The organism is Paenibacillus sp. SAF-068 (genome assembly GCF_051967555.1).
Classification (GTDB): Bacteria; Bacillota; Bacilli; order Paenibacillales; family Paenibacillaceae; genus Paenibacillus.
Genome location: NZ_JBQCJX010000002.1, coordinates 143,283 through 168,724, shown reverse-complemented (window position 1 = coordinate 168,724; position 25,442 = coordinate 143,283). Strand labels below are relative to the sequence as shown.

Below are 25,442 nucleotides of genomic sequence, written 5' to 3'. Positions count from 1 at the left end.
TCCTCGATGATGTTATAAGTTATAAATACTTTTTGAATGCCTTGCTGGATTCTCCGCTGTACCCCAATTTCGTATAAAAATGATGTGCTTCGTGTCTGGATGATCCGCTCGTAAGAAACACCTTCACACAATTTTTCTGTACACATACATGCTCTACATATTTCATCAATTCAGAACCATATCCCTTGCTCTGCACATGTTCCGTAATAATAACCCGCTCAACGACGCCGAAGGGTCTATTTTCCACCAAAGCATCCAAACAAATATGTAAATGAGCCGTGCCGATCACCTGATCACCCAATTCATATACGAACAAGAAACTGTTTGGGTTATTTCGAACTTCTTCAATACGCTCCGCAAGCACCTTCGTGTTTAGGTTGTTCGGCAATAATTCTCTATACAGCCTTTCGATCACCGCTGCATCCCTGGCTTCCGCTTCTCTTATCATTAAGCTCCCTCCCTATTACCTAGTTGATAACTTAAAATGGTATCCCCGTTGTCCTCGAATTCACCCGTGTCCTGAAACCCGCAACGCTTATACAGCGCATTTGCCGCACTGTTATGCGGGACATGGGATACACTGATTTGCTGGCAGTCCCTTCTATATTGCAACGTACGAATCACTTCTTGGATGGCACGTTTACCGTAGCCCTTCCCCTGATGCTTCTCATCAATCATGAAGCGCAGAATCCAGTAATATCCGTCATGATAGACCTCGTTATCATATAAAATAAAACCGACCATCTGATCCTCTGCGAAGATGCCGTATGGTTTGGACGTAATTTCCTTCTTCGCATGCTTCAATGAATCCGCATTGCTTGCAACCAAATCCAGCTGATCTTCCCGTGGTTTAAGATGGATGCACTCGTGTTCATTTTCTTCCGTTATAGGTTGTAACGTCACTTGCTCCATTTCTACCATCCTCTCTCCTTGAAACTTATCACTAGATTTTCTTGAACAATATAATCTCCAAAGGTTGTGTATCCAGCAACAGAGCCCCTGCGTCAACATAACCCAGCTTTCGATACCTCCATCATAACCCAAAATGTGGTAGTTGCGAACAGTTCCTTCCTCTTTTTTCCCCATGCCAAAAAACCACGGTTTCCCGTGGCTGTACCCGCTCTATTTTCCTCCATCCGATGTCGATCCGCTCACCAATTGCCCCCTGTACCATACGGCCTGCCGCGCAGATCGCCGCGCAACGGCTTCAGCTGAACAACTTGCATGCACCAATACAAAACTCGCTGTGTCTCCCACCTTCGGCCATACTTGTTCTCCTTGTGAATCCAGCGGTGTGATCCCCCCTGTTACGAATGCCAGAGATTGAGACAAGGACAGTTCATCGCTATATCCGTACAGTTCTGCGAAGCGTCCCGCTTTCTCAAGCAGATCTCCATTACCAAAAGGAGACCAATGATCCGTCAGACTGTCTGTCGCCAGCTTCACGTTCACACCCATACGGTGGAGCATGGGAAGAGGCATCATCGTTCTGCCGATCGGCACAGTGGAAGCAATGCTCATGCCAAGCGACGCCATGCGCTGCGCCATATCTTCTGCTTCCTGCTGCTCTGCGCGGGCGAACCAGAACGCATGGCTCACCGTAACTTTGCCCTGAATCCCTGCTGCTTCAGTCAGATCGGCGAGTTCCAGCAGCGTTTGTTTACCAGCCTGCCCGCCATCATGCAGGTGTATGTCTATGCCCGCCTGGTGCTGAACGGCCAGTTCAACCAAGGCATTCAGTGATTTCTCCATCTGTTCGTCCACCGTATGAGGATCAAGTCCGCCCACATGCGTTGCACCTTCTCTCATCGCTTGACCCATAAGCTCCACTGAATTGGAGCGAAGCAGCCCATGTTGCGGGAAAGCTACGATTTCCGAAGAGATTTTGCCCGAAAAAGATTCCAGAGCCTGCCGCGTCGCTTCCAGTCTTTTCAAGCCACTGACGGGTTCGATATTGCAATGACTGCGTACATGAGTGGAGCCGTATCCCTGGATCGAGGCTAGTATACTCTCCGCTTGACGCTTTGCATCTGGAAGCAGCTTGGGCAACAGCACCGTCTCTTCTTCAATGCGATCGAAAATACTGGAGATCCGTTTAACCGCTGTCCACGGACCATCGTAGTACGTTTTGTCCAGATGAATATGTGCCTCCTCGAACGTAGGTAGCAGCAACAGTCCCTTGCCATCTACTTGTGGCAGATCGCTAGATAACGGCTTGTCTCCTTCCGCAATCGCGGCGATCACTCCATCTTCAATCCGCAGATGAGCAGGGGTTGTCCGAGTCCCTGTTACCTGTTCCCCTTCCCGAACATAACTCCGCTCCAAAATCACGTTTGTTAACCAATACGCCTGCTTCATCATGTCACTCCTCTTTTCTCACCCGACATTACGTCTTCCGGATGCCGATTGTTAATCTATGATCCATGGTACCATACCGTTTCACCGGGCAAAAATACGTAAAACGTTGGTGTTCCATATGCGGAACGTTTGTATTCGATGATGACTGACTGAGACTACAAACAAAAAAAGCACACAATTATCCCTGTTAGTATAGGATAATCGCGTGCTCGCAATTTGTAGTTATTCAGTTATGGTAAATTTAACATTAATTATATTATCTATTAACATACTAACACTTACCCATTCAACCGCCAACCTTCCACTCCACTCGTGTACATTTTTGCACTCTCATCATTAAGCAACATGGGTCCCACCATTACTCCGTTGTATGTATCATAACAATCGTCGTACCACGTACACATATCATAAATTTGACGGATGGTTCTTAAAGGCTTGTCTACTGCAGGACCATTACTATGATTATTGTGGGTTAGTTTATTTGATTGTTATCTTCCCGCTATTTAACATCAAGTGTGATGTACCATCATCTATAAAGGTCTATTCGTTACTACGATACAAGTTCAAAACATTTTTCTAAATTGTACTTGAAAATGAAGAAATAAGCCGCTTGTAAGAGGTACGAGCTGGCTTATTTCTTCATTTATATGTTTTATCACTTTTCGGAATGAATTATGAATACCTATCCTCAATTTGAGATTAACATAAGCAACTTACTTCCAGCCCAAAGTAAATACCCAACTTGGGTGATGATATACATTGAGCGTTCCATACCTGTTAATGGCCTTTGTCTTTTAATTCTTCTTAAGTGTAGGAAGTAGAAAAAGGAACCAACAAGTAAAAAAATCACTCCTAAATCATTAAGTGTGCTTAACATGAGTATCTTAATCATCTCCTTCCCTGTCTTCCTGGTTACATTAGCGATCACCAGGAAATCAACAGCTTTGAAAACCCTTATTATACATAATATACAATTTTTAAGAAAACAGAAAAATCCCTTTTGTATGCCGCAACATACAAAAGGGATTTGGATAGATCCGTTTAGCCGGCTGGTGCCGCTCCACACGTTAAGCCAAATACAAAAATGGCTACGGGACTTAAAATGACACCACCGATTGCTAGAACTCCAGCAGCAGCCCACTGTTTTCCTTCAAGGAGCTTATTTCTTTGTCTTTGGCATCCAAATGGTGGGACATTGAGCATGCTGACTGGCCGTGATAAAGAAGCATATCCTTTAGAAATAATTTAAGCAACGTAGACCAGATAGAAACCTTGCAGAAGGAAATTGGAGGCATCACTTTCCTTATGATTTAATGGACTTTAAATTCGCTGAAGGAGGGCGTTCAGTTTATATTATTCATAATAAGTCTCAAGCTTTTGCTCCTTACCAGTTCCTTTCTCAATACATGCCAAAAAACAGGCACAATACGTGCCTGCCCTATCCCCTTAATCTTCTTGGTCACGCCAGTCTATTAAAAATGAAATCGCGCATGCCCTCCATCGGTCACGCCTTCAATCTGTTCGATATCCAGCAGTCTGCGCTTCATCTCCAGGCCTCCACGGAACCCGGTCAGCTTGCGATTAGCCCCAATAATGCGGTGGCATGGTAGCAGAACCGGAATTGGATTGGCCCCATTGGCAGCCCCAACTGCTCGCACAGCCGAAGGTCTTCCAATCGCAACAGCTATATCACCATAGGTTCGAATTTCACCGTAAGGCACACGACCCAATTCTCGCCATACCTCCTGCTGAAAGCTCGTTCCAATCAAATCCAGAGGGATGGCGTCTGTATAAGCCATCGGTTCCCCTGCAAAGTAGGACTGCAACCAGTCCATCATACCTGTTTGTTTCAGAGCATGCTCGTTCTCTTCCAGTTCCACGCCAGGTGCTACTTTCTGTATCCAGCCGTTCCAATCCTCCAGTGTTTCATTCGGCATAACCACTCGGCACAATCCATGCTCCGTAGCAAGCAGCACCCATGGACGACCGTCCAACTGCATCGTGGTGTACATCAACTTTTTTCTCATCCGTTTATCGCCTCTTCCCGGTGGAATGCTTATTGCTAGGACTAGGAGGTACCTTGCTTCTTCACCTTACGTTTCATACTACGAATCATCTGCTTGCTCTCCGGATCAACGCGATACGATTCCGTGATTTTCTGAAGTGCCTTATTATACGTAAAATCGTCCAGCGTATTGTGCTTCAGATAACGCAGAGTCACCTCGGGTTGTTTCACATAAGCCATCGAGATGGCCCACGCAACCGCCATTTTCACATAATACGCTTCGTGTCGAATCTGATCCAATGCGAATAGAACCCGATCTATATATCTCTCATCCAGATAGAAATTCAACAGCATCACCACGCCAAACCGGATTTCATATTCCTGATCTGATTTCAGATACGGCTGCAAGAATGCCCACATCGACTCCGAATGCACTTTCGTATATTTCAGTCCCGCACAGAAGCTGTCGCATACCGACCAGTTGTCAATCTTCGGTACAAATGTTTCAATCGCCTTCAGCAGCTCGTCCAGATCCGCCTGAACATGCCCAATGACCATGGCTTGCAGCATCACTTCTTCGAAATATTCATCCTCTGCCGTCTCCAGATATGTGCGCCAGTCCCCCGCAGCAAGCTGCTTGGCAATTTTACGTAAGGCAGGCAGCCTTACACCCAGTACATTCGTGATGTTGGGAATGAGCGCAGCCGAGAATTTCTGATATTCCGGTTCAGCCAAGCTGAGCAATTGTGTTCTGATATCTACTTCCACTAGCGCATTTCCTCCTCGTCTGTTGCTGTACAACAAGTATATCCTCGCAGCGCCAGTTTGTAAGCCCATATCGAATGTTTGAGCAAGATTACAATATCCTCTTGGGCAATCCCTTTTTCCCTTCATTTGTTTAACCGCCAACCGATTTCGTTTAAAAATATGGAGCTGACCGTTTAGAAAGGAGTGTCGATATGAACGGACCTCATACCAAGAAAGATTTCTCCGTAGAGGAGATCACCGAACAACTCGTTCAACATGTGCAATCCCGGAACCTTCCCGATTTCTATAAATTGGTGAAAGAACTGCATCCCTACGACCTCTCACTCGTATATAAAAAGTTCCCTGAAGAAGAAACCAATCGGTTTCTGCTCTTGTTCAAACCCGATGCCCTGGCGGATCTCGCCGAGACCCTGAAGCTGCAAGAACAGATTCAACTGTTTGAACGACTCGGGCCGGAACGAACGCTTGAAGTCATGCAGCAGATGGACAAAAGTGATCTGATTCGGTTCATGCACGATTTGCCTGCCAAACGCAGAGAAGAATTGCTGTCCAACATGAACCTGGACCACTCTGCCATTATTCGGTCCGTGCTTAATTATCCGCCGGAGACAGCAGGGCGTATCATGACAGACCGGTACCGGACCCTGCTCTCCCATGAGACAGCCAAGGAAGCCTTGCGGCAATCGCAAGGTACCATGCATATCTCCGCCTCCAGTTACCTCTATGTAACGGATGATGAAGGTAAACTGGTGGGTGTCGTGAGTTATCGCTCCCTTGCCTTGGCAGACGACAAGACCCAGGTTGAAGAACTGATGACCCGGCGGGTGATCCATGCAACAGTGGATATGGACCAGGAAGAAGCAGCACAGCTTCTGCAGCGTTATGAGTTTATTGCGCTTCCGGTGGTGGATGAGAATCACAGGTTATGCGGTATCATTCAGATGGATGATGTCATCGATATTATTATGGATGAAGCAAGTGAAGATTTGGCCAAGATGGGTGGTGGCGGCAAGGATATCGACTTTGATACCAAACCACTCGTTGCCGTCAGACGCAGACTCCCCTGGCTCATTCTGCTTCTGCTGATTGGACTCATCTCGGGAAGCATCGTGGATTTCTTCGAGGATACGCTGAATCAGGTTGTGGCACTGGCATTCTTCATGCCGATGATCGCGGGTATGACCGGTAATACAGGAACACAATCTCTGGCTGTTGTGGTACGTGGACTGATCGGGCGCAAGCTCGACAAAGCCACCGTACTCGCACTGATTGGTCGGGAGATCAAAGTAGGCACAATGATTGGCTTGGTATGCGGGTTACTGATCACCGTCATTGCATATTTCTGGCAAGGGGACTGGCTGCTGGGTGCCATCATTGGGGTGTCTCTGTTCCTTACTCTCGTCATCGGTACACTGACCGGTACCTGCATACCGCTTCTGCTTAGTCGTTTCAAAGTCGACCCCGCTGTCGCCTCTGGCCCATTAATCACCACATTGAATGATATCTTGTCCCTGTTTATTTATTTTGGAATCGCGACACGTTTCCTCGATGCCTTGATGTAAATAAAAAGGGTGCATACGGCAAAACAGACCTGATCTTGAGATCAAGGTCTGTTTTTGGATTGTAGCACGTGTTACGCCGATCTTTTATTTTTATTATAGATATCAAATGCTACAGCCAGCAGCAGTACCAATCCCTTAATTCCCTGCTGCCAGTCAATGCCGAGACCAATCAGGGACATCCCGTTATTCAGTACACCCATGACCAAACCACCGATGATGGCACCAAATACTGTACCTATACCGCCTGAAGCGGAAGCACCACCGATGAAGCAGGCCGCAATGGCATCCAGCTCGAAGTTGGTACCCGCCCTTGGCGTAGCAGCATTCAGACGTGCGGCGAAGATCAACCCGGATACTGCGGCAAGTGTACCCATGTTTACGAACACCCAGAAGGTTACCTTTTTCGTTTTGACTCCGGACAGACCGGCTGCCTTCTCATTACCTCCAAGCGCATACACATGACGTCCCATAACGGTACGATTCATCACGAAGGAATACACAACGATCAGGACAAACAGCAGAACCAGGATATTCGGAATACCCGCATAACTCGCAAGGACAAAGGTAAACAGATTCGTCACGACAGCCACCACAATCAGCTTGAGCAAAAACAGTCCCTGTGAAACGACCTCAAATCCATATTTTCGCTGGGAGCGGCGTTCCCGCACTTCATTAACGATGTACCAGACGGTGAGCACAAGACCCACAATAATGGATACCAGACCGAAGCCCGAGAATTGAATGTCTGCCAGGAAACCCGAGCTTATTTTCTGGAATCCAGCCGGAAAAGGAGAGATGGACTGCCCCTCCAGCACGATCATCGTCAAACCTCGGAACAATAACATCCCTGCCAGTGTCACGATAAATGCCGGAATTCGCACATACGCGATCCAGAAGCCTTGCCAAGCACCGATCAGAGCGCCAACCAGCAAGGAAGCGATAACCGCAAGCCAAGCCGGAAGCTGCCAATCAACCATCATAATTGCGGCAACTGCACCAACAAAGGCTGCAATGGAACCGACAGACAGATCAATATGCCCGGTAATGATGACCAGCACCATACCGATGGCCAGCACCAATATATAGCTGTTCTGCAAGATCAGATTCGTAATATTAATCGGCTTGAGCAACAGCCCGCCTGTCAGTACCTCGAACAAGAGCATAATCACTACCAGGGCAATTATCATGCCGTATTGACGGATATTATTTTTGAACAGTTTAGTTATCATTTCCATGCTTGCCGCCTCCAGACTTGGTCATATATCTCATCAATGTTTCCTGCGATGCTTGCTCCCGGCTGACTTCACCGGTGATTCGTCCGGCATTCATTACGTAGATCCGGTCACACAGGCCAAGAACCTCCGGAAGCTCGGATGAGATTACCAGTACGCCTTTGCCTTCCGTAGCAAGCCGATGAATGATCGTATAGATTTCGAATTTCGCTCCCACATCAATACCCCGGGTGGGTTCATCCAGGATAAGAATATCCGGTCCGGCAAAGATCCATTTACTCAGCACCACTTTTTGCTGGTTGCCCCCACTCAGATTGCCAGTCTTTTGCAAAATACTTGGTGCTTTGATATTCATGCTTTTCTTCATCTCTTCCGCGACCAGCACTTCTTCGCGCTCGTTCACTACCGCGTTTCGCGTCAGCTTGCCGAGACCCGTTAAGGAGATGTTGCGCTTGATGTCATCCATCAGAATGAGTCCGTATTCCTTACGATCTTCTGTCACATAAGCGAATCCATTCTGAATGGCCTCCGTGACCGTATTGTTTTGAATGGGTTTACCATTCTTGATGAGCTGTCCCGTAATATTCCGGCCATAGGATTTGCCAAAGATACTCATGGCAAGCTCGGTACGCCCAGCCCCCATCAGCCCGGCAATTCCGACAATCTCACCACGTCGGATATTCATATGGATCTGATCCAGTACTTTCCGCTCGGCATGATGTTCGTGATATACCGTCCAGTCCTTCACCTCAAGGATGATTTCCCCTATGGTGGCATGACGCTCCGGGTAACGACTGGTGAGATCACGTCCTACCATTCCGCTAATAATCCGGTCCTCTGTTACTTTCTCCTTCTTCATATCCAATGTCTCTATCGTCTTGCCGTCCCGTAAAATGGTTACGGAATCGGATACCTTGGATACTTCATTCAACTTGTGCGAGATCAGGATACAGGAGATGCCCTGCTTCTTGAATTCCAACATTAATTGCAGCAGATTTTCACTATCGTCCTCGTTCAGCGCAGCCGTTGGCTCATCCAGAATAAGCAGTCTTACCTTCTTGGAGAGCGCTTTCGCAATTTCGACCAGTTGCTGCTTGCCTACCCCGATGCTGGATACCATCGTGTTCGGATTTTCGCTTAATCCCACCTTCGAGAGCAGTTCGCGGGTACCCACAAAAGTTTCCTTCCAGTCGACGATTCCTCTGTTCGCACGCTCATTGCCCAAATAGATATTCTCTGCGATCGAAAGGTAGGGAATCAGGGCCAACTCCTGATGGATAATGACGATTCCCAGATCCTCGCTCTGCTTGATATCCTTGAACTCACATTTTTTGCCCTGAAATAAAATGTCGCCTTCGTACGTGCCATGTGGATATACACCACTTAACACCTTCATCAACGTAGATTTACCTGCACCATTTTCACCACATATGGAATGAATTTCGCCTTCACGGACTTTCAGATTGACATTCTCCAGCGCTTTGACGCCAGGAAAGGTTTTGGTGATGTTCTTCATTTCCAGAATGATTCCGGCCATGGGATGTGCTCCTTTCGTTTATTATTTCAGTCCGATCTCTTCCTTCGTGTAATACTGGGTACCCACGATATCCTGTTCCACATTGGTACGATCTACGGAAATAGGATCCAGGAGATACGCCGGAACGACCTTAATCCCGTTGTTATATGATTTTGTATCATTCACTTCCGCCTGTTTTCCTTGCAAAATACTATTGGCCATCTCTACGGTCTTCTCGGCTAGCTTGCGCGTATCCTTGAACACGGTCTGCGTCTGTTCCCCGGCCACAATCGACTTGATTGAGGCAAGTTCGGCATCCTGTCCTGTAATAACGGGCAGCGGCTTGTTCGAAGTACCGTAACCGATCCCTTTCAAAGATGAGATGATACCAATACTGATTCCATCATACGGAGATAACACGGCATCCAGATGATCACCTGAGTAATAGGCACTCAGCAGGTTATCCATTCGTGACTGGGCTAATGCTCCGTCCCAGCGCAAGGTCGCGATCTGGGCCATCGTCATCTGCTTGCTGCGTACCACCAGTTTGCCGGATTCAATGTACGGCTTAAGCACAGACATCGCGCCATCGAAGAAGAAATAGGCGTTATTATCGTCTGGGGAGCCACCAAACAACTCAATGTTATACGGTCCTTTTCCATCCTTGAGTCCTAGCTTTTGTTCGATGTAGGAGGCTTGAAGCACACCCACTTTGAAATTGTCGAACGTAGCGTAATAGGTCAAGTAAGGCGTATTGCGAATGAGCCGATCATATGAGATCACTTGGATCCCCTCGTCATGCGCCTTCTTGATGACATCCGTTAGTGTGTTGCCATCCACAGATGCGATGACCATCACATCTACGCCTTTGGTGATCATGTTTTCAATCTGTGAAATCTGATTCTCAACCACGTCCTCAGCGTACTGAAGATCGGTTTTGTACCCCTGCTCCTGAAACAGACGCACCATGTTCTCCCCGTCTCCCACCCATCGCTCTGATGATTTGGTTGGCATCGATATACCGACATATCCCTTTTCCTTGCTGCCTGTGCCACTCTCTGCCAGATTGCAGGCCGAGAGCATCAAGATCATCACCAGAAGCCAGATGAGCATTGCTCCTTTTTTCATATGAAGTTCCCCTTTCCTCACGTCATACGGTTCTGAATGAGTTATAAGATAACGCTTACAATGCATATAGTGCATTCTGTTGCTTGCTGTTCCTGTCTGAGACCAATGGTAGCATTCGGGATGCCACAAGGTCTTTGCACGTTTTGAACCTTTTTTATAAAAATTTAACTTTTGATGGAAACGAGAATTGCGAGCAAAGTCGACGAAGGATCGTTTCAGAGTCCAAAAAAAAGGACATGCTCCACTTCGCTTCACACGAAGTAGAACACATCCTTCTCATTCATCGTACATCACCTATTAGTGATCAAGTGTAATTATTTTCGATTCGCCGAAGGACGATCAGCTGTCCCTCCATTCTTTCGATACTGCGCAGGCGAAATACCCATCGTTTTTTTGAACGCGGTGCTAAAATAATGCTGGGTATCATAACCTACACGCTCAGCTATGGTGTGAATTGGTAGCGTCGTTGCGTCTAATAATTGTACAGCCTTGCGAATGCGGGCATGCGTGACAAGCGTGACAAAGGAATCATTCAGCTCTTTCTTCAGCACACGGCTAAGGTATACAGCAGATACTTGTAGACGGAAAGCGAGCGATTCCAGGGTCAGTTCCCGCTCGGCATACTCTTCGTGAATAAGTTGTCTTGCCCGGCGAACGAGAGGGGACAACTGCACCTCTTCGTATACCCGTTCACGGCAATGACGGTACGTATCAGGTATTTCCTCCAGTGTTCCTGTATGTGTCTCCACATGAGCATGAATGGCAATATTCAGGCAAGAACTGATCTGCTTTTCCAGAAGGGACTCTATTTCTTCGGAGGCTTCCTGCCACAGACACATGCCGATCGATCCGCTTACATCCCGGAACAGGACATGTGGCAGGTCTGCCAGCAGTTCACTCATTATATTTTCCACTGCAAACAGAAACAGCTGACGATCATTTTCTCTCAGTATCGTCTGACGCGCTTCAGCAGCAGGCCAGCGCACGATCCCAATCTGCACAGGTGGGACGGCGGGCAGACGCAAAAACACAAGCTGCTCCGTCAGATCCTTCCCTTCCGCCTGCCCTTCCATCCACTCCATCATAAATCGCTGGCGAAGCAGCGGGATATTACGTTCAATCTGATGGGCTGCCTGTTGTACATATGCCGTCCTCTGGTGCTCCTCCGTTAGTCGCTGATGCAATCGCTCAAGTGCCGCATACAATTGTTCTGCTTGCACAGGCTTTAAGATGTAATCCTCTACGCCAAGACGAACCGCCTCCTGCGCATATGCAAATTCATCATGTCCCGAGATGATCAGGTAACGGCAGCCTGGACACTTCTGCTGAAGGGCACGAATGAGTTCGATTCCGTTCAGAAATGGCATATTCATATCAACGAGAACAATATCCACATCCAGGTCAGCTGCCCGTTCCAGCGCCTCCTCGCCATCTTCCGCTTCACCTACAACCTCCATCCCGAGCGTTGTCCAGTCAATGGCATCCCGAATCCCCTCCCGAATGATCGGTTCATCATCAGCGATGAGCACGCGGTATTTCTTCGTCACCTGGCTATCCGGTGTAATCTCCATGATCGTGGTTGATGCGATTGTCTCATCTATTTCAGTGGAAGTTGTCGGGGTCGATTTTATGAATTTTCCCATTCATTCTCCTGCCTCTCTTCGTTATTGATTTGCTGGATTGTGGGGAGCTCTCGCATCAACGGATGAATGATGGTCACCCGAGTTCCTTCGCCTTCCTGGCTCTCCAGCACGATACCGTACTCCTCGCCAAAGGACAGCCGGAGACGGGCCTGCACGTTCAACATGCCATAACTTTTGCCTGTAATCCCAGGCGAAGACGCTTCCAAACTTGCCAAAGGAGCTTCGAGCAGATGCCGCATCTCGGCTAGCCGTTCGCTGGACATCCCTGCTCCATCATCCTGAACGGTCAGCAGTAATCTGTTATGTTCCAATCTGGCCTCCATCCGAATGTGTCCCGGGCCGCGCCTGCCCTTGATGCCATGATAGATTGCATTCTCTACCAGGGGCTGAAGCAACAGCTTTAACACGAAAAGGTCACGCAATTCCGCTGGAATATTCAATGTATACTGAAGACGATCTCGATATCGTGTCTGCTGAATTTGCATATAGCTGGTCATATGCTCAAGCTCGGAATGCAGCGGAATGTAATCCTGTCCTTTACTAAGCCCTATACGAAATAATCGTGACAGCGCGCCAACCATGCCAGATACATCTTCTGCACCCTCTTTGCGTGCCATCCAATGAATCGTATCCAAGGTATTGTACAAAAAGTGCGGTTTGATATGCTCCTGCAAACTTCGCATTTCAGCATCACGTTTCTGCCGCTCCCGCAATTCATTTAATGATATCAGTTGTCGTATCTGTGCAAGCATTCGGTTATAACTGTTGCCAAGCATGCCAATCTCGTCAGCGCGATCGCTCCAGCGACCTGGTCTGAGATTGCCGGTCTCCGCCCTGCGCATATAGGACATGAGCCGGAAAATGGGCTGAGCAATTGAACGGGAGAACCATAAAGAGGCGCTCAGGCCGAATAAACACACCACAAATACAAAGCTAACCACGTAAAACTGGATCTGGCGTACTTCGGATATCGAGTCTCTGGTGGGAAATACCCCTACTGTTCTCCAACCCGTAAAAGTAGATGACTGATACATGAATAATAACGTTCCACCCTCTGTTTCGGCGGTAAACGTTCCACTCTCGCCGGAGGGGAACCAGTCTGTGGGAATGTGTTCGATTAGCGGATGCTCAGGCTTGTATACACTTTGACCCTCTGCATCCGTCACCATCACATAACCGGACTTCCCCAGGGTTACATTACGGGCAGCCTGCGAGACGGACCTTAGTTTAAGATCAATCATAATAACGCCTCGCACTCGTCCTGACGCTTCATCCGTGATGGAACGCGCAACCGATACAATCTCATCATCCTTGTACCGTACATGTGTCGTGAGATTACGCTCTTTCGGCTGGCCTAATACCATGAAAATGCCTGGATTGGCCGACGCTTTTTGATACCAATTTTCCTGGGTCAGGCTCTGCTCCGCTCGGGGATACATCTCGTTGCTAATATAGTCACCACTTCCATTGACGAGAACAATCCCGGCGATTTCAGGATACAACGTTGTGAACCCCTGCAAGGTTTGCTTGATGCCATATAACCGGTTTTGCTCCGTTTCGGCACGGGTGTCCGTGTTGATAGGTTCCATGCCTGCATCATCGTTAGGTGGCATGTTGTCGTCCATAAAAGCAGCAATATCCGGATCAAATGCAATCAAATAGGTCATGTTCTGCAAATTCTCCATTTTGCTGTTCAACGCTTCATTCACTTTGCCAATCAGTTGCATGGTATGCCCTTCAACCTGTCGTTCAACGACCCGCTCCACCGTCCAGTTCACAAGCAACCCGAGTCCTACGGAAGGTACAATGGCGAATAACAGAAATAGCAGCATCAGCTGGTAGCGAAGGGGCATATTACGCAAGCGTAAACGCCGAATTCCATTCCTGAAGGTTGAACGGATTGCTCTCCTGCTCCAAGACCTTGGACTCTTGAAATCTCCGTTGTTATTTGGCATAGTAATCATCCACATCTGAGCGTGTCACCACAGAAATCCCTGTGTCTACCATCACGGGAAGCGGTGCATTCTCACCGGATGAGGAAGGGGCAGGAACCGTTAATTGGTGATGCAGATGGAACAAATATTGAAGTGACCAATATCCCATATTCCAGGTTCCCTGTGCAATCGTAGCTGAGATTGTACCATTCTTGATCATGTCCAATGTATCCTTATTCGTATCAAACGAAATAATCTGCAATGGATGTCTGTCCGCAACAGTCTGAACGGCTTCCCCCGCTCCTGCTCCTCCGGTAGCTTCAGTTACAAAAATACCCGCCAACTCCGGATGTTCCTTCATCATTCTCAGTGTTTCGTCTTTGGATACCATCGCATCACCGTGTCCGTCTGCAACTTCAACGATCTCCATGGAAGGGTATCTATCCTTGATCGTATCGCGGAAGCCCTTCGTGCGCTCTTCATGATTTTGTTGTCCAGGCAAGGTCAATACCGCGACCTCTCCCTCACGACCCAGCAGTTCAGCCATTTTATCGGCGGCCATTACACCCGACTTGTAATTGTCTGTCCCAAGAAAAGAATAGGCTTGGCTACCAGGCGCATCCGCGTCAAATAATACAACAGGGATATCTGCGTCGATTGCCTTGTTAATCGCTGGAACTAACGATTGCGGATCAATCGCCGATATGGCAATGCCCGCCGGTTTACGAGCAATGGCCTGCTCAATCACCATGGTCTGCTCCTTCGCATCATAGCGGGTAGCTCCGCGATATTCTACGGTCACGCCAAACGCATCCGCGGCGTCCTCGAAACCTTTGAGCGGGCTCTTCCAATACTCCAGCCCGGACTGGAAGGTAATCATGATATACGTTTCTCCGATATCACCACGCAGTCCCCGGTCCTCCCATGAACTGTTTACCTGACTGTTGTATTCGAATCTCAACACATACAACGCAAAGGCTGAGATTAGTAGAATATAAACCAGCAGCATTTTTTTCATTCCGTTCACTTCCTCAAGTAGTCTGAGCACCTTGTATATCGTCTAAATTGTAAACGCAATCATTCAAAAAGAAAACTACCCCTTATCTTTTAAGAGAAAGCTCCCGCTGCTAACGGTGTATCTGCTGCAATAATGTACTATATGGTTTCTCCCTCTGGACGTATGATCATGGAACTAGACTACAACCAGAGGAGAGCATCATCATTATGAATCTTGCATCTTTTTTAATCTACTGCATCGTTGTTACATTTACCCCCGGCCCTAGCAATATTGTAATTCTTTCTTCTACACAGATCGTTGGCGCACGAAAAACAATGCGCTATGTCTGGGGAGCTACACTGGCATTTGGTCTGTTGCTTACCGCATCAGCATTTCTTAATCACCTTCTTGCCGGCGTGTTGCCTGGAATCCTGAAGGTGATGCAGATTGTCGGTGGCCTGTACATGGTATATTTGGCGTACCAGATTTACAAGATGGGTACCACCGAGAATGCACCAAACCAAGTGACCGGATTCTGGAACGGTTTCATCATGCAATTTGTGAATCCAAAAGTGGTCTTGTTTACGTTCACGGTCATTCCAAGTTATGTATTGCCTTTTTATCAAAGTTCATTCTCATCGTTTCTGTTCGTCTTGCTCATTACTTTCATTGGTTTTCTGGCCTATTCCAGTTGGGTTGTGTTTGGCACGGTTTTCAGAACGCTGTTGAATCGGCACCAAAAATTACTGAGTATTCTCATGGCCCTTTTTTTGTTATACTCAGCCATTATAGTATCCGGATTAATCTAAAGCTTGGGAGGTGTGCTGCATGGAACGATTTAACTATAAAAAGTCGCAGGACGTGCTGGCACTCTCGGCCAGCTTTACTGATTTTGCATATAAAAAACATTGCCACGAAGAGTATGCGGTTGGCGTGACCCTGCGCGGAATTCAACAATATAACCTGGACGGACATTATCAGGCTTCTCACCAAAATGGTGTCATGTTATTCAATCGTGAACAGTACCATGACGGGAGCTCCTATGATAAGGCCGGCATTGATTATGTGATGCTGTATTTGAAACCGGATCTGATTGAGGAGATTATCGGCAAAAAGGAATTGCGTTTTGGAAGTCCCATCGTCTATGATCCCGAGCTTGCACGTAAGATCCTGATGCTGAATGACGCTGTTCAACTCAGACAGGACGAAGCCGAGTGCAGCGAACGGGTCTTTGATCTGGTTCACCTTCTGGCTCAGAAGGAAATGGATACCAAGATCTGGCTGCCTCAGGACAGTCTGGTTCGAAGAGCCAAGGAAATCATGTTGTGCAGCACCGAAGATGTACTCAAACTGGATAATCTGAGCTCCGACTTTGGCATGTCCAAGTTTCAGTTTATCCGTGAATTCAAGGCACAAGCCGGCATATCCCCCTACCAGTTTTTCTTAAACTGCAAGGTGGAGCGCGCCCGTCAATCAATTGAAATGCAGAAGGACGTCTACGCTGCTGTTGCCGAGTGTGGATTCGTGGATCTGACCCATCTGAATAGACATTTCAAACGGGTATTTGGTGTCACAGCCTATGAATACATGTTGCAACTGAACTAATTGCAGCAGCTCGATCATCCCCTCACCGTTGCAAACACAATCCAACTTTCAGTTTTCATCAGACCTGCAATCATATTCTTTTCTTTTGTCTCCAAAACCACACGACTGCCAATGCTGCTAATAAAATGACTGCACCGTATAAGATGAGATCGAAAGGCACACTTCGCCCACCATCATTACTGGTTTCTCCAAAATCTTCTTTACTTACAACCTTGCCTGCGCCCAGCAATTTGAGATCATTTCCGGCTTGTTCCATTAGAATATTGCCACTGCACAGATTCGTATGCAGCTTATGATCCACTTCATATTGATAAGCATAGATCAGATAGGAGTGATTTTTTTCAAATTGAATACCACATGATTCAGACCCACCATCACTCGCGATGATTTTCATCTTTTTGGCGTCGACTCCCTTCCATGCCGTATCTACATCAAAGGTATACTCTGTTAACAGGCCATCATTCTTCGATTGCTGCGATGGGCCTTTCTTCACCACTTCGCCTGTAAATACCGCAGTATACGTTTCCAACCTCTTCTGAACATCACTCTCCACACAACTGCAAGCATACACTTTCTCTCCTGGAAATAGAGCTAACCCCGACGTAACCAACAGTAAAACCGAAATAAACACCACCAACCGTCGTTTCATTCCGACCGCTCCCCTCCTGCATTCTCTGCTTGAACAACCGTTGTTAAGGTTACATATTTTTATTGCTACAATATTTATTGTAAAATTATAGCATAATAAGAATATGATTATGTCCGACATACGCAAGGACACAACATACGAAATCCCACATCACGGAGGAACACAACATTTGATGCACAACTGGAAAAAGAACATCTCATTCCCGCTGCTCGTTGCAGCGTTATGCATGCTCGCCTTTGTAAGCATCGCCCTGTCCATCAGCGACAACCAGATTCATCGATTTGATGATACGTTAATTGGCTGGATTCAGGGGTTGGAATCTCCCGGCATGACACAATTCATGCAGTTTTTCACCTGGATCGGCAGTGAAATGCCCGTGGTTATCATTACAATCATTGCCATGATTGTGTTATACGTTTGCCTGCGACACAAACGCGAACTCCTTTTTCTCGCTTGTGTGCTCGCCGGTTCAACCCTGTTAAATGCATTGCTCAAGCTGGTATTTCAACGTGCCAGACCTACCATTAACCGGATCATCGAAGTGAGCGGCTATAGCTTCCCCAGCGGACATTCCATGGCCGCATTTAGCCTGTATGGTGGACTGGCCTTTCTCATCTGGAAACATGTCCCCACCGTCACGGGACGTATGCTGATGATTATTGCCGGCGCCGTCTTTATACTGACCATTGGTATAAGTCGTATCTACTTGGGTGTACATTATCCAAGTGATATCGTTGGCGGATACTTCTTAAGTGGATGCTGGCTCTCTACATGCATATGGTTTTATCGGCGGCATTTGGAGCGCATGTCCCAACTGCATAGCAGAAGGCTGGCATAATCTCCAATATCCGTGCACATAGAAATACCCGGCTTTCCTTAACTGAAGGATAGCCGGGTATTTTTATATTCATATATAGTAGTCCTGAATTCGTTCAGGACCACATGGGCCGCTTGTCCCATTTAAGGGAACAGGCGGATCTGGTTTTTTTCACACCAATTATAACTCTTCACCATTCGATTCAATAACTTTTTTGTACCAGTGGAAGCTCTTCTTCGGTGTTCTGCTCAAATCTCCCTTACCGTCGTTGTCCTTGTTGACATGAATGAAGCCATAACGCTTCTTCATCTCTCCAGTGGAGGCACTAACCAGGTCAATACATCCCCACATCGTGTAGGCAATGAGGTCTACGCCATCAGCTACGGCTTCTTTCATTTGTTCAATGTGACCTTTCAGATAATCAATGCGATAGTCATCCTGAATGGAGCCGTCTTCCTCAACCACATCAACAGCGCCAAGTCCGTTCTCAACCACCATCAATGGAATCTGATAACGATCATATAGATGATTCAGCGTGTAACGCAGTCCTTTCGGATCGATCTGCCATCCCCAGTCGGAAGCTTCGAGATATGGATTTTTAATACCCCCAAGCAGATTACCTTCTGCTCTCTCGAGGGACTCGTCCGCACTTTCAACCAAAGACATGTAATAACTGAAGGAATAGAAGTCGACGCAACCTTCACGCAGGGTCTGTTCGTCTCCCGGTTGCATCTCGATCTGGATGCCTTCTTCGGCGAAGAAACGTTTGGCGAAGCCTGGATATGCACCACGAACTTGTACGTCACCACAGATCATATTGGAGATTTGATCTTTCTTCTGTGCAAGCAACATGTCGTCCGGGTTACATGTGTTTGGATAGGTGGTCATGAAAGCAACCATACAGCCGATCTGGAAATCAGGGTTGATCTCATGTCCCAGTTTCACCGCTTTGGCACTCGCGACAAATTGATGATGCAATGCCTGGAATCGAGTCTGTGGATCATCCACTCCGTCGACCAGCGTCTCTTTGCCCTCAAACAGAATGCCTCCAGCCATATAAGCACCCAACGGCATCGTCAGACAGTTGATCTCGTTAAATGTCAGCCAGTATTTCACTTGATCTTTGTAGCGGTTAAAGAGCGTTGTACAATAACGGATATAACAGTCGATGACTTCACGGGAAGCCCAGCCGTTATACTTCTGTGTCAGCCCGAATGGCGTTTCATAATGGGAGATCGTTACGAGCGGCTCAATATTGTACTTTTTCAACTCGGCGAAGACATTATCGTAGAACTGCAAGCCCTCTTCGTTTGGCTCCAGATCGTAACCGTTCGGATAGATGCGGGACCAGTTGATGGACATGCGGAACATTTTGAAGCCCATCTCTGCCATCATGGCAATATCTTCTTTGTAATGCCCGTAGAAATCAACCGCTTCATGGCTCGGATAATACGTGCCCTCTTCCAATACCGTCGTAATCCGGCGTGGAATCGTGTGGGTTCCCCCTGTCATCATGTCAGACGTGCTTGGCCCTTTGCCACCCTGATTCCATCCACCCTCGAATTGATTGGCAGCCGTTGCGCCGCCCCAGTAAAATCCTTCTTTCATTGTCATGACTAATTCCTCCTTCATATCTCAACAAGACTATGTAACCAGTGTACCACCCATACCCTGACACCTATTGTCATGGTATAATCAGAGCATGGAAAATAACCGATTATTTCGAATGTTGCTTTTGTTATTGGAGAAAAAGAAGGCCACTGCACCAGAACTCGCCCGTATGTTCGAGATTTCTGTACGTACGGTGTACCGCGATATCGACCGGCTGAGCGCTGCGGGCATCCCCGTCTATACGACGACCGGCAAGCATGGCGGCATTCATCTCATGGACAACTATGTCATGGACAAGTCCCTGCTGTCCGAAGAAGACCAGAACGAAATTCTGATGGGACTCTATAGCGTCAGCGCGATCCCCCATCTTAACAGTGCCCATATGCTGCAACGGTTAACCGCCTTGTTTGATCACAAGCTGGACTGGATCGAATTCAATTTCTCACCCTGGGGCAGCATTCCCCTGCAAGAGAGAGAACTGTTCAATCAGGTGAAGCAAGCCATATTAACAAATCAACTCATTACGTTTCATTATGTTAATTCGGATGGTGAGAAAAGCATTCCAACGGTGGAGCCACAGAAGCTTATTTTTAAAAATAGTACATGGTACTTCAAAGGTTATATTCATGATGACCCTGATCGGAAAGAATTCGAGACATTCAAGATGAAGAGAATCACCCAATTGACGTTTCTAACGAGAAAACACGATCACGCTGTTACTATGGGGTCAACCCACCCTGAATCAGACGCAGCCCTTGTGCTGACTCCTCTTATACTCTCGTTCTCCAGCAACATTGCATACCGGGTGCATGATTTTTTTGAACCGTCACTCATAAAAAAAGAGCCTGATGGCAGGCTCCGTGTGTCTCTCGAACTGAATGTAGGGGAATGGCTCTACTCCTTCCTGCTGTCGTTTGGTTCCGAGCTGACCGTAATCGAGCCTGTTCATGTTGGACAGGAACTGCTCAGACGTCACATCAAAGCCGTTGAACATTTGCAGAATGTCATGAACAAACTACCCAACAATGAATGATATAATATAGGCCTATACAACTTTTGATCACAGCTGACTCTCCGTCATCTAACTGAACGAAGGAGGCTTATCCATGCAAGACATTAGACGCAACAATGTGGAACGTTTCAAAGGTTTCGGTACGTTATACGATCAGAACCGACCAGCTGCCCCCACCGAAGTGGTGGATATTCTAACGACATATCTTGGAAGCACTCCGCGTATGGTCGCAGATGTTGGCTGTGGCACCGGTTTATCCTCGTGGATCTGGCTTAATGAGGCAGAACGCATCATCGGCTTCGAACCCAGTGATGACATGAGGTCTGTAGCAGAATTCAAGTGGGAATCTGCCGGGAAGCCGGATAATCTGCGGTTTGTATCCGGCTTGTCTCATGATCTCGGACTCCCCGACGGCAGTGTCGATGTGCTAACCTGCTCCCAATCATTTCACTGGATGGAGCCGCAACCCACGCTACGCGAGTTCGCACGTGTTCTTCGCACCGGGGGCATATTTGCTGCCTATGATTGCGACTGGCCGCCAATGTTAGACTGGCAGTTAGAACAAGCTTATCTGAAGCTGAATAAGGAAGCAGATCAACGAGCAGCCAGTCTGGCTCCTCAGGATAGCCAGGCACACAAATGGAGCAAGGATGGGCATTTGCAGCAGATTCAGGAATCCGGTCTGTTCCGATATGTGCGGGAAATCGTATTTCATCACCATGAGACATTCACTGCTGATCGATACGTCAATCTCGCCCTGAGCCAAGGCGGGCTGCAAACGGCGTTGAAGCTCGGAGCCGATGATCTATTAATTGCTGCCGACGAGTTCAGAGCACTGGCTGATCGGGTATTTGACGGACAATCAAGAAAAGTACTCTTTTCTTATCGCATGCGCCTTGGTATTGTCTGAAAGCAGTACGTTGCTTGCATCTCTCGTACATACCAAATGCAATAGGGAGGTCGTACACGTCATGAACATGACCTGTACGACCTCCCTTTATCTACCTCCTCATGAAGAGAACAAGTCACTTAATTGTTGTTCTTGTGCATTCAATGCCAGGACTAATCTCGTCGGATCCTGCTTTGAATAGATGACATTAATGATATGACCTTGCTGCACTTGCGGCAGCGCAGATGACAGAATTTCTTTTTGCGTTGTCACATTGAAGGTTTCACCGTTCGTCTTGGTTATGCTGAGTTTGAGCTGAAGCTTGATCTTATTACTGCCTCCACTCCCAAGTGGAGTGACATCAAGAATCTTGGCCATCGCTTTTTCGCCTGTTCTTGCAATATCCATCATCTCAGGGGACACTCCTTGTTGTACCATCTTTTCATCCAGCAATTGCTGCATATCCTCCTGTGATAATTGCCCTTTCATATCAAGTCCTACCTTGCGCTCATCCTTCACTGAAACCACTAACGGAATGAAACTTCCCGGCTGAAACTGTGCCATGGAGGTTAGTGGGATGACGGTTTTCATCTCGGTATCGTATTTCTCTCGCCCTTTACGCGACACCGTCAGACCCAATCGAACCTCCGGTTGTTCATTAATATACGTGCCTGTCTGTTGTATGCTCTTAATGACCCCCACTGCAGGTAATCCTGTCTTAACTCGACCCACGCCGAAAATATTACTCAAAATTGCAGGAACAAAAATCAGTGCGAACCCGGCAAAGATCGCCGGTTTATACCACCATGCCTGCATGATGATAAATGGATCATTCCACAGTTGCTGTGCGAGAAACGGGGAGAACCCCACACCGAATACCGTTATTACGCCAATGAATCTCAGGAAACCTACCATATATCCCACCCTCTCCTAATCTATCTATGAATATCTCTGTGTCATTCTTCATCCGTTGTTATACGCATTAATTGGTTGGTTATTATCTCCTCGTACCCGCTCTCTTCTATATTGACAACAACCCCATATAGATCAGTTCAGTCGGATTCGCTGGATTCTGACCCAATCCCACCCGATCTCCAACTCGTGGAATCTGCATTTTGGACACCAGTGTCTCTAGTGTTCGCTGATACTGGTTACCGTTTGTCTCCGTCACATCCAAGACAAGCACAACAATCGGATCAAAATTGATCAATTTGCCTGTATCGGTGATTGTCACCACCGTAGCTGTAGCTGTTAATGGAAGTGAACCACTTCCCGCCAATTGCGCCTGCTTCGCCGAATCCAGACTTTGGTTGATGGCCTCCCGATGTTCCTTCGATACAAAACCTTTCATCATCATGCCAGTAAGTCCTTTATTCATTACTTTATCCGCTTTGGCAATCGCATCTTCCTGCTTGTTCTTTTTACCGAACCATCCCATATCAAGCACCTCATTTGTCATTTTTTATTTATAATTAAATTATAAACACCACAGCTTGTCTTTGAATACCCTTCTGGCCGCATACAAAAAAAACGAAAAATCCGGCAATTGAAATACCGGATAATCGTTTCTTTGGGAAGGAATTAAGCTAATTCCGCAAAAAAGATCCGCTAATTCGATCTTCATTTCACGATTAGCAACCATATTTTGTACCAGATGCGTTGGCAACGCCAAAATCTTGCCAAAAACAGTAGAATTTCAACCCATAAGCATAAGCATTGCGAATACATACGTTGTTTCAACCTTTACACTGAACAAGCTGTTCCTCTTGAATCAGCCTCTGCCGCTAAAACGTTTGATCGCTTCCTCTGTCACTGGCTGAAAGAGGTTGATGAGATTGCCATCAGGATCACGGAACAGCACGGCACGATTACCCCACGGCATCGTGGTCGGTTCCTTTACCCACTCGTCCACAAAAGGCTTCAAGCGCTCGTATTCGGCATCCACATCGCGGACGCGAAATTCGAGGATGACCGTGTGATTGTTGGCTGCCACTGCAGAACCAATGCCAAACAGGGGCACCGTCTGGGAGTGGCCGATCGCCAGGGTGCACGATGGCATAACGAGTTCTGCAAAGACAGGCGCGGGGCGTACCGCCGAAACACCCATGACTTTCTCATAAAACTCGACAAGACGATCCACGTCGTCGGTAATAATGCGTACAGAAGCAAAATACATAAAAATACAACCCTTCCTGTTAAATGATAGGTTACCTATCATTTTTTGAGCTAGAATCGGCCTTTCATCTCTTTATGTTTCCTTCAGTGATGATAAAATAACGCTACTGACAACGGTATGTCAGTAGCGTTATTCAACATTTGTACCCCTTCTGCTTAACACCATTTATTACTAAAATTACGTTCAAATTCAGTCAGTCTATTTTTTGCGTAACAAATATACCAATTTTCGATAATACATGGCTGCTTCCTTGTATTTCCGCTGATCCTCGGATACTACGGCCATCCCCTCATATAACGGTTCAAGCCGCATGACATGTTGCGCGGATTCATAATAAGGCAGACAGGCAAGCGCCCGCTCCATGAAAACTTCCCGATCCCCGTGCGCCAGAGACAGCTGGCTCTGGTAAAACATTGCACTCATCTGTTGATCCTGTGTTGTTGCACATTTCAAAAGTTGATCTACACTCTGTGCAAGCGCGCCCCAGTTCTTTCGTGCCAGAGACACCTCACATCGATAAACACTGATGAGCGGCTGCATGGCCTGCCGGGTTTCCACCGGTTCCTGCTGCAACAGTGACTCAAATCGTTCAATCTCCGCCTGTGCCTGATCCAGTTCGCCTGACATCGTCAGCATGACAATTCGATTGTTGGCAATTGCCGTCACCAGATCTCCCTGGTTGCCCGCATACACGAGGTTTGCCTCCGCCATTGTTAATGCCGAGAGTGCCTCCTGAACCAGCCCCATCGCGAAGCAATATCCACTATATGCCACATATAACCCGGACAACCGATGGAACATCCGCTGATCATAGACATTACGCATCGTAAGCTCAAATACCTGTTTTGCCTCTTCATACTGTTTAACCTGAATGTAGGCTTCCATCTTGATATTTTGCACAGACAGCCAGAATTCACTGCCGGGAAGTGCCAGCTCACTGAGCCGGGTTGCATGAGTTAATACATCCACAAAGGCCATTTTGGAGCGGTAATATTGTATTTTATAGAACAAAAGTGCTTTAACTAACGGACGCGGCAGATCAATATCGTCTGGACGACCGTATTTCTCCAGGTAAAAATTAAGGTAGGACGTATGTATATACTCATGAGCCGTTGCATCGTTTAATTGCTGATAATAGACCGCCTTCATCAAGGCCGTTGTCAGCTCAACCGTCAGCGTGTCATCCCGATCTGCCAGCGCATGCACCGTATCTTCGGAAATCGCTGACGCTGGAACGGACATTTGTTCAAAAATAACCTCTGCCCGCTCGAGTGTCTCCTCGTCCTGATTCGCAGCCTTCGTAATATAGGAAGAAGTTACCCCAAGACGCTCGGCAATCGCTTCTGCCAAGTCCTCAGGGAGCGGATAACGTTCCGCCAGGATATTGGCAAAGTGGGCCTGTGTGACCAGACCTTCCACGAGGTCTTTACGGGAGATTTGTTTCTTTTTGCTTAGCAGTTCAATACGTTCCTTCAGCATGGTAACCCTGTCCTTTCTATTGTAACAAGCGAGTACAATCTATTCACATCATCGCAAAATT

The 25,442-nt window shown here is 47.2% G+C and carries 23 protein-coding genes; 6 read left to right on the top strand and 17 right to left on the bottom strand.

All coding sequences use genetic code 11. The features are described from left to right. Positions 1-19 precede the first annotated feature (19 nt). The 5 genes from ACTHPG_RS14765 to ACTHPG_RS14745 all read right to left on the bottom strand — a co-directional run bounded on the left by ACTHPG_RS14765 (position 20) and on the right by ACTHPG_RS14745 (position 5,131). A complete protein-coding gene (locus ACTHPG_RS14765) occupies positions 20-448 on the bottom strand; it encodes a GNAT family N-acetyltransferase (protein WP_440390354.1) in 429 nt (142 codons plus the stop codon). Then, on the bottom strand, positions 448-921 hold the full coding sequence (locus ACTHPG_RS14760) for a GNAT family N-acetyltransferase (protein WP_440390353.1): 474 nt from the start codon (positions 919-921) through the stop codon (positions 448-450). Before ACTHPG_RS14760 ends, ACTHPG_RS14765 begins: the two co-directional genes overlap by 1 nt. Before the next feature lie 201 nt (positions 922-1,122). Beyond that, the gene (locus tag ACTHPG_RS14755; RefSeq protein WP_440390816.1) at positions 1,123-2,358 is read right to left on the bottom strand and encodes an amidohydrolase; all 1,236 of its coding nucleotides are present in this window, start codon (positions 2,356-2,358) and stop codon (positions 1,123-1,125) included. Between the two features lie 1,472 nt (positions 2,359-3,830). Beyond that, positions 3,831-4,385 carry a methylated-DNA--[protein]-cysteine S-methyltransferase gene (locus tag ACTHPG_RS14750; RefSeq protein WP_440390352.1) on the bottom strand — a complete coding sequence of 185 codons (555 nt, stop codon included), beginning with the start codon at positions 4,383-4,385 and terminating at the stop codon, positions 3,831-3,833. A 41-nt stretch (positions 4,386-4,426) separates the two neighbouring features. Beyond that, complete coding sequence (locus ACTHPG_RS14745; protein ID WP_440390351.1) at positions 4,427-5,131, bottom strand: DNA alkylation repair protein; 705 nt, start codon at positions 5,129-5,131, stop codon at positions 4,427-4,429. A gap of 191 nt (positions 5,132-5,322) precedes the next feature. On the opposite strand from ACTHPG_RS14745, the gene mgtE reads away from it, so the two are divergent. Then, positions 5,323-6,693, top strand: a complete 1,371-nt coding sequence (mgtE, locus tag ACTHPG_RS14740; RefSeq protein WP_440390350.1) for a magnesium transporter — start codon at positions 5,323-5,325, stop codon at positions 6,691-6,693. Positions 6,694-6,764: 71 nt separating this feature from the next. On the opposite strand, the gene mmsB is transcribed toward mgtE, so the two are convergent. From mmsB to ACTHPG_RS14710, 6 genes are all read right to left on the bottom strand, one after another. Then, on the bottom strand, positions 6,765-7,928 hold the full coding sequence (gene mmsB / locus ACTHPG_RS14735; protein WP_339306177.1) for a multiple monosaccharide ABC transporter permease: 1,164 nt from the start codon (positions 7,926-7,928) through the stop codon (positions 6,765-6,767). Then, positions 7,912-9,462 (bottom strand): multiple monosaccharide ABC transporter ATP-binding protein, encoded by a 1,551-nt coding sequence (gene mmsA, locus ACTHPG_RS14730; RefSeq protein ID WP_440390349.1) that lies wholly within the window; start codon positions 9,460-9,462, stop codon positions 7,912-7,914. Before mmsA ends, mmsB begins: the two co-directional genes overlap by 17 nt. Positions 9,463-9,483: 21 nt before the next feature. Further along, on the bottom strand, positions 9,484-10,569 hold the full coding sequence (chvE, locus tag ACTHPG_RS14725; protein ID WP_440390348.1) for a multiple monosaccharide ABC transporter substrate-binding protein: 1,086 nt from the start codon (positions 10,567-10,569) through the stop codon (positions 9,484-9,486). A gap of 314 nt (positions 10,570-10,883) precedes the next feature. Then, positions 10,884-12,212, bottom strand: coding sequence for a response regulator (locus tag ACTHPG_RS14720; RefSeq protein ID WP_440390347.1), 1,329 nt, complete (start codon positions 12,210-12,212; stop codon positions 10,884-10,886). Beyond that, positions 12,197-14,065: a cache domain-containing sensor histidine kinase gene (locus ACTHPG_RS14715; protein WP_440390815.1), complete on the bottom strand. Its 1,869-nt coding sequence runs from the start codon at positions 14,063-14,065 to the stop codon at positions 12,197-12,199. Before ACTHPG_RS14715 ends, ACTHPG_RS14720 begins: the two co-directional genes overlap by 16 nt. Before the next feature lie 91 nt (positions 14,066-14,156). Beyond that, positions 14,157-15,164, bottom strand: coding sequence for a substrate-binding domain-containing protein (locus ACTHPG_RS14710; protein ID WP_440390346.1), 1,008 nt, complete (start codon positions 15,162-15,164; stop codon positions 14,157-14,159). 206 nt (positions 15,165-15,370) lie between these two features. Here ACTHPG_RS14710 and ACTHPG_RS14705 point away from each other — a divergent pair, with 206 nt between their 5' ends. Both ACTHPG_RS14705 and ACTHPG_RS14700 read left to right on the top strand, forming a co-directional pair. Continuing rightward, on the top strand, positions 15,371-15,952 hold the full coding sequence (locus ACTHPG_RS14705) for a LysE family translocator (protein ID WP_440390345.1): 582 nt from the start codon (positions 15,371-15,373) through the stop codon (positions 15,950-15,952). A gap of 19 nt (positions 15,953-15,971) precedes the next feature. Further along, positions 15,972-16,748, top strand: a complete 777-nt coding sequence (locus tag ACTHPG_RS14700) for an AraC family ligand binding domain-containing protein (protein WP_440390344.1) — start codon at positions 15,972-15,974, stop codon at positions 16,746-16,748. A gap of 70 nt (positions 16,749-16,818) precedes the next feature. On the opposite strand, the gene ACTHPG_RS14695 is transcribed toward ACTHPG_RS14700, so the two are convergent. Continuing rightward, positions 16,819-17,397, bottom strand: a complete 579-nt coding sequence (locus ACTHPG_RS14695; RefSeq protein WP_440390343.1) for a hypothetical protein — start codon at positions 17,395-17,397, stop codon at positions 16,819-16,821. A gap of 172 nt (positions 17,398-17,569) precedes the next feature. Here ACTHPG_RS14695 and ACTHPG_RS14690 point away from each other — a divergent pair, with 172 nt between their 5' ends. After that, the gene (locus ACTHPG_RS14690) at positions 17,570-18,235 is read left to right on the top strand and encodes a phosphatase PAP2 family protein (RefSeq protein ID WP_440390814.1); all 666 of its coding nucleotides are present in this window, start codon (positions 17,570-17,572) and stop codon (positions 18,233-18,235) included. Between the two features lie 159 nt (positions 18,236-18,394). Here ACTHPG_RS14690 and ACTHPG_RS14685 read toward each other — a convergent pair whose 3' ends face one another. After that, complete coding sequence (locus tag ACTHPG_RS14685) at positions 18,395-19,828, bottom strand: glycoside hydrolase family 1 protein (RefSeq protein ID WP_440390342.1); 1,434 nt, start codon at positions 19,826-19,828, stop codon at positions 18,395-18,397. 88 nt (positions 19,829-19,916) lie between these two features. Between ACTHPG_RS14685 and ACTHPG_RS14680 the strand changes: the two genes are divergently transcribed. After that, entirely contained in the window at positions 19,917-20,858 is a 942-nt protein-coding gene (locus ACTHPG_RS14680) for a helix-turn-helix transcriptional regulator (RefSeq protein ID WP_440390341.1), read from the top strand. 73 nt (positions 20,859-20,931) lie between these two features. After that, complete coding sequence (locus ACTHPG_RS14675) at positions 20,932-21,747, top strand: class I SAM-dependent methyltransferase (RefSeq protein WP_440390340.1); 816 nt, start codon at positions 20,932-20,934, stop codon at positions 21,745-21,747. 99 nt (positions 21,748-21,846) lie between these two features. Here ACTHPG_RS14675 and ACTHPG_RS14670 read toward each other — a convergent pair whose 3' ends face one another. From ACTHPG_RS14670 to ACTHPG_RS14655, 4 genes are all read right to left on the bottom strand, one after another. After that, on the bottom strand, positions 21,847-22,641 hold the full coding sequence (locus ACTHPG_RS14670; protein WP_440390339.1) for a hypothetical protein: 795 nt from the start codon (positions 22,639-22,641) through the stop codon (positions 21,847-21,849). Between the two features lie 106 nt (positions 22,642-22,747). Then, positions 22,748-23,164, bottom strand: a complete 417-nt coding sequence (locus ACTHPG_RS14665; protein ID WP_440390338.1) for a hypothetical protein — start codon at positions 23,162-23,164, stop codon at positions 22,748-22,750. Positions 23,165-23,497: 333 nt separating this feature from the next. Further along, positions 23,498-23,902, bottom strand: a complete 405-nt coding sequence (locus ACTHPG_RS14660; protein WP_440390337.1) for a VOC family protein — start codon at positions 23,900-23,902, stop codon at positions 23,498-23,500. Positions 23,903-24,100: 198 nt separating this feature from the next. Then, positions 24,101-25,381 (bottom strand): XRE family transcriptional regulator, encoded by a 1,281-nt coding sequence (locus ACTHPG_RS14655; RefSeq protein WP_440390336.1) that lies wholly within the window; start codon positions 25,379-25,381, stop codon positions 24,101-24,103. Positions 25,382-25,442 lie beyond the last annotated feature (61 nt).